A 2,608-nucleotide genomic window follows, 5' to 3' on the forward strand; every position below is an offset into this window, starting at 1 on the left:
TGTATATATTAGTCGATTGATACGCCAGTGTATTAATTCAAAAGTAGGCCAGAGGGGTTAGACAAAAGTATCAGATATAGCATAGCAAACAATATATAGAAGGTATTTTTTAACCTGAGCTACTCATTCTTTTTTAGCGGATTCTTTCTGCAACCACTGCTTGGTTTCCTTCATCCGGTAAGATTTTCCGTTCATGTTGATGATATAGGCCCGGTGGGTGAGCCGGTCTACCATAGCAGCTGTGAGCACCGGGTCACCAAAGATTTCTTTCCATCGGTCAAAAGACAGATTAGTGGTAATGATGGTTGATTTATGGCCTGCTCTCAAAGAGAGATGGGTAAACAGCAGTTCGGCTCCTTCTTTATCAAAAGAGATGTAGCCAAATTCATCACAGATCACTAAATCATATTTTTCAAAGCGGTTTTCTATCATCCGCAGGGCTTTCTGTGAACGGGACTCTCTGATCTGAGTCAGTAGCCGGGAGACACTAGTAAAAAGCACCTTATAGCCCTGCAGGCAGGCTTTTACCCCTAAGCCAATAGCCATGTGGGTCTTACCTGTACCCGGGTTTCCGGCCAGAATCAGGTTTTGTCCATTACGCATAAAATCTAAGCGTTCTAAAAGGGAGAGTTTTTCGGCTGCTTCTGCCGGCAGATCTTCTAGCGATAGGTCCGGCAGGTATTTGAGTTGGGGAAAGCCTGCCTGCCGCAAAGCTACCTTACGCCGGTTTTCTACCCGCATCTCATATTCTTCTTTGAGTAGCCCAAGTAAGAACTGTTCATAGTCGAGCCTTTGGGTGGCAGCTTGCTGGGCTATTTCACTAAACTGCTGACGGATAGCCGGAAGTCGTAGTTCTTTACAGAGTGAGCTAATTTGTTGATGTGTGGGAGTTTGCATAGAGATAGATGGAATAAAGTGAGTAAATAAAGGGGGCATCATACAATCGTTGTCAGCTAGCCTGGTAGTTGAACAAAGAAGCGATTTCCTGTAATTGTGCTTCACACAAAGCTTCAATAGGTCCACCAGCAGAGGGTTCACTAGCAAGGGGCTTGTTGCCCAGCAGGGCTATGAGTTTGTCTGCCGTTACATCAAAGGGACAAGTACTGATAAGCTCTGCCACCGTCTTGAGTAAGTGCTCGGTGGTGACCGAATACTTCTGGCAATACTGCAGCAAGTCAATAAAGGAACGGGTCTGATCGCGGAAATAGCTTTGATACAGTTCCTGCAAAGCCTGGGTGCTTTGCTGCAGAGCTACTGACCCTGGCAAGGCACCCGGTTTACGACTCAGAGTGGTGAGATAGTGCTCCAATTGCATCCGGACCCCAGATCAAGCCTCTGGTTTGAGGTCCGGCCAATTGTGCCGCAGGTAACTACGCGGATGGGTAGCTACCTTCTTACCCTGATAGAAGCAAATAAGCTGCTGTGCATCAATCTTTACTTCCAATAAGGCACCTACTAAATGATCCGGAACGGAATAGTGATTGGTTTTATAGCAGATAGTGGCTTGTTTGTCTACTCTGAGGGTCTCTAGCAGATAGCAACTCATCTCTCCGGGATTGGCCCACAGCAGGGGTTTCTCTTGGGCAAATAAAGCCTGTGCGGTTTTTGTTTCCCTATAGGTAGCATTGATTTGCTCACAGGTCTGCAATAGATGCACTTGTGCCTCTTGCAGGTTTGCAAAGTGATATTTTTCTGCGAACGCTTTGCGCCTGACCACTTCGACGCTGCGTTCTACATGACCTTTTTCGTTGCCCCGGGCGATGTTGCAGAAGCGGTAACGGTAATGATAAAAGCTGCTCAGTTGTCTCAGAGCCAAGGTAGGTTCCCGTTCATGAGGACCGGTAAACTGCGCTACGGCTACACGCATGTTATCATAGACCATCTGCCGGAATACGCCCCCACAGTGGGCAAAGAAAGCCACATGAGAAGCTTGAAAAGCGAGCGTATCCTGCCGCTCGAATAGCAGGGCAAAACGGTAGTTGCTGTAACAAGCTGTAAAAACGGCCAGGTACAAACGTCTATTCTGCCCGGCTATCTGCAAACGTACTTCTGCCCAGTCAAACTCACAGCTGTGAGCTGGTTCATAGTGCTGGCGAATAAACACCTCCCGGGATGGTTTTACTTTGGAGCGGATATAATTACAGACGGTGGTATAGCCTACCTGATAACCTTCTTTAAGCAGTGCCTGATGGATATCCTGCTTGAGCAATAGTTGTTTACGCAAGCCCTGCCGCTTCTTTTCTTCATTTTGAAGTAGATAACTATCAATACGCTTCTGCAAATCTTCATGCAGGCGGCGCTTGTGGCGGAAACCGGTGCGGTACTTGGGAGGTTGGGCCAGATAGGTATCAGCCGTGGCTTGATGGGACTGTTGGATGGCCAAGGCCTGTTCATACTCAGCAATATATTTACTGACCGTTTTACGGCTCAGCCCTAAGTCGCGGCTGATCTTGCGGGCGCTGGCACCTTCCCGGTGGTAGCGGATGATGATTTCTTGTTTTTCGGCCATTTGGATCATGGTTTAAAGCTCGTAAGCTTTCTCTTACAAGCTCTTCCACTGGCCTACTTTTGAACTGAAATCTGGTGGATCATTCAATTAATATATACA

The 2,608-nt window shown here is 47.3% G+C and carries 3 protein-coding genes; all 3 read right to left on the reverse strand.

Features of this window, described 5'->3' with window-relative positions:
• Positions 1 to 123: 123 nt before the first annotated feature.
• Genes istB through istA form a run of 3 tightly spaced genes read right to left on the reverse strand, consistent with a single transcriptional unit; the run spans position 124 to position 2,509 of the window.
• Complete coding sequence (gene istB / locus Q0590_RS36980; protein ID WP_302042718.1) at positions 124 to 939, reverse strand: IS21-like element helper ATPase IstB; 816 nt, start codon at positions 937 to 939, stop codon at positions 124 to 126.
• Between the two features lie 10 nt (positions 940 to 949).
• Positions 950 to 1,315: a hypothetical protein gene (locus Q0590_RS36985; RefSeq protein ID WP_302042719.1), complete on the reverse strand. Its 366-nt coding sequence runs from the start codon at positions 1,313 to 1,315 to the stop codon at positions 950 to 952.
• Positions 1,316 to 1,327: 12 nt separating this feature from the next.
• Entirely contained in the window at positions 1,328 to 2,509 is a 1,182-nt protein-coding gene (gene istA / locus Q0590_RS36990; protein WP_302042720.1) for an IS21 family transposase, read from the reverse strand.
• Between the last annotated feature and the right edge of the window lie 99 nt (positions 2,510 to 2,608).

The organism is Rhodocytophaga aerolata (assembly GCF_030503435.1).
In the GTDB taxonomy this organism is placed as follows: Bacteria; Bacteroidota; Bacteroidia; order Cytophagales; family 172606-1; genus Rhodocytophaga; species Rhodocytophaga aerolata.

Coding starts and splice junctions, on each gene's coding strand:
- istB (WP_302042718.1), bottom strand. CDS start 939: ATGATGCCCCCTTTATTTACTCACTTTATTCCATCTATCTCTATGCAA.
- Q0590_RS36985 (WP_302042719.1), bottom strand. CDS start 1,315: ATGCAATTGGAGCACTATCTCACCACTCTGAGTCGTAAACCGGGTGCC.
- istA (WP_302042720.1), bottom strand. CDS start 2,509: ATGGCCGAAAAACAAGAAATCATCATCCGCTACCACCGGGAAGGTGCC.